This is a genomic window from Streptomyces solincola (assembly GCF_002982015.1).
Taxonomy (GTDB): domain Bacteria; phylum Actinomycetota; class Actinomycetes; order Streptomycetales; family Streptomycetaceae; genus Streptomyces; species Streptomyces solincola.
In genome coordinates this window covers 1-2,669 of record NZ_PVLV01000125.1, presented here as the reverse complement: position 1 = coordinate 2,669, position 2,669 = coordinate 1, and the positions used below count along the sequence as shown (strand labels likewise).

General features: G+C 75.0%; 3 protein-coding genes. All 3 read left to right on the top strand.

Translation table 11 applies throughout. The features are described from left to right. Positions 1 to 75: 75 nt before the first annotated feature. A complete protein-coding gene (locus C6N75_RS10330) occupies positions 76 to 1,587 on the top strand; it encodes an AMP-binding protein (protein ID WP_105868582.1) in 1,512 nt (503 codons plus the stop codon). Then, a complete protein-coding gene (locus C6N75_RS10325) occupies positions 1,584 to 1,841 on the top strand; it encodes an acyl carrier protein (RefSeq protein WP_105868581.1) in 258 nt (85 codons plus the stop codon). The genes C6N75_RS10330 and C6N75_RS10325 overlap by 4 nt, the downstream gene beginning before the upstream one ends. Before the next feature lie 2 nt (positions 1,842 to 1,843). Further along, positions 1,844 to 2,669: hypothetical protein (locus C6N75_RS10320; RefSeq protein WP_105868580.1), on the top strand; the 826-nt coding region annotated here is incomplete at its 3' end.

Below are 2,669 nucleotides of genomic sequence, written 5' to 3'. Positions count from 1 at the left end.
CCCCCGCCGGCCCCGCCGTCAAGAGCGGCTGGGTCGAGATCGCGCCCGAGAGCGCCGCCCACGGCGGAGGCGGCGATGACTGACCACCTCGGCCTGGTCGGCGGCTTCCTCACCCAGGTGCGCGAACAGCCCGACGCCCCGGCGCTCGTCTGGCACGACCAGGTCACCACGTACGCCGAGCTGTCGGCGGCCGTCGGCCGGGAGCGCGAGCGCCTGGCGCTGCTCGGCGCCGGCCCCGGCGAGCCGGTCGGCGTGCTGGCCGCCAAGTCCCCGGCCGCCGTCGCCCTGGTGCTGGCCTGCCTGACCTCCGGCCGCCCGCTGCTGCTGCCCTCCCCGGCGCTCGCCGACACCACCCTCACCGAGCTGTTCGCCCAGGCCGGCTGCCGCCACGTCCTCGCCCCCGAGGGCGAGCCGGCACGCCTGCTGCCACCGGCCGACCCGGACACGGCCGCGCTGCCCGTGCCCGCCGGCGCCGTCCTGCTGCTCACCACCTCCGGCTCCACCGGGCTGCCCAAGATCGTGCCGCTGACCTCGGCGGCCGTCGACCGGTTCACCGCCTGGGCCGGCCCCGCCTTCGGCATCGGCCCCGGCGCCACCGTGCTCAACCACGCCCCGCTCAACTTCGACCTGTGCCTGCTCGACGTGTGGACCACCCTCGCCCACGGCGGCCGGGTCGTCCTGGTCGACCCCGACCACGCCGTCAACGGCCGGCACCTGCTCGGGCTGCTGCAACGCCACCAGGTGCACGTGGTGCAGGCGGTGCCGATGGCGTACGGACTCCTGGAGGACGCCGCGCGCCGGGCCGGCGCGGAACTCACCTCCGTACGGCACGCGCTGTTCACCGGCGACGCCATGCCCGACCGCACCCTGGCCGCGCTGCCCCGGCTCTTCCCCCGGGCCCGGCTGTACAACGTCTACGGCTGCACCGAGACCAACGACAGCTTCCTGCACGAACTCGCGCCCGGCGCGGTCGTCTTCCCGCCCGCGCCGATCGGCCGGCCGCTGCCCGGCGTCCAGGCACTCGTCCTGGACGCCCACGGCGACCTTCTGGAGGGGCCCGGCGGCGGCGAGCTGTACGTCTCCACGCCGTTCCAGGCCCCCGGCTACCTCGACGCCGCCCGGCACCGCGGCACGTTCACCGGCCACCCCCTCGGGCTGGACGACCGGGCCTGGTTCCGCACCGGCGACCTGGTCCGCCGGGACGCCGACGGGATGCTGCACCTGACCGGCCGGGTCGACTTCCAGGTCAAGGTGCGCGGCACCGCCGTCAACACCGCCGAGGTCGAGCGGGTGCTCCAGACCCACCCGGCCGTGCTGGAGGCCGGCGTCACCGCCCGGCCCGACCCGCTCACCGGACGCAGGCTCGTCGCCTCGGTGCGCCGCGCCCCCGGCAAGCCGCTCAACAGCCTCCAGCTCAAGGAGCACTGCGCGCGCAACCTGCCCAAGGCCGCCGTCCCCTCCGAGCTGCGGATCACCGACGACCCGCTGCCCAAGACCCCTACGGGAAAGGTCGACCGCGCCGCGCTCGACCGCGCCGGCACTCCCGCGAAGGCCGGACTCGCCACCGCCGAAGGAAGGACGCCATGAGCAACATCGACACCATCAAGAAGTTCGTCATCGAGGAGTTCCTGCCGGACCTCACCCCGCAGGACCTGCGCGACGACCACGACCTGCTCTCCGACGGCATCATCGACAGCCTCGGCGTGCTCAAGCTCATCGCCTGGGTGGAGGACCACTTCTCCCTCGACGTCGGCGACGCCGACCTGGACCCCGACAACTTCCGCAGCGTCGCCGCCATCGACGCCTTCATCGCCGGCGCGCCGCAGGGAGTGAGGGGCTAGCCATGCACGACGCGCTCACCGGACTGCTGGCCCAGCGCCCGGTGGCCGAGCGCGAGACCTGGCGGTCCCTGTGGCACCGGCTCGGCGACGGCACGCTCGGAAAGGAGCAGGCCGTCGCCCTGCTGGCGTCGCTGACCACCAGGCTCCCCGGCCCCGAAACGCTGCGCGCCCTGCTGGACACCCTCGACGAACGGCGCACCGCCGTGCCCGCCGGCCCCTGGCCCGGCACCGTCAACACCGTCGGCACCGGCGGCGGGCCCGCCACCTTCAACGTCTCCACGGCGGCCGCGTTCGTCGCCGCCGCCACCGGCGTACCGGTCGTCAAGACCGGGTCGCGCGCCTACACCTCCAGCCTCGGCTCCATCGACCTGCTCGAACGCCTCGGGGTCCGCCCCACCTCCTCGTACGCCCAGACCGAGGACACCCTGGACCGGTACGGCATCGCCTTCGCCGGCCCCTTCGTCTACCCGGCCGAACTGGGCAGGCTGGCCCGCACGGTGCTGCCGCTCCCCATGAAGCCGTTCGGCCGCTTCCTCAACGCGCTCGGCCCCTTCCTGGCGGCCCTGCCGGTCACCGCCCAGGTCACCGGCGTCTCGCACACCATGCCGCTGGACGCGCTGCGCGAGCTGGCCGCCACCGAGACCGGCCGCCGGCTGTGGCTCACCGCCAACGACCAGGGCGCCGACGAACTGCTCGGCTTCGCCGACAACACCGTGCACACCCACGACCGGGGGACCGTGGACACCGTCCGGATCGGCCCCGGGCAGGTCGCCCCGGCCGGCGGCGGCCTGCCCGGGGCCGATCCGGACGGTGTCCACGGTCCCCCGG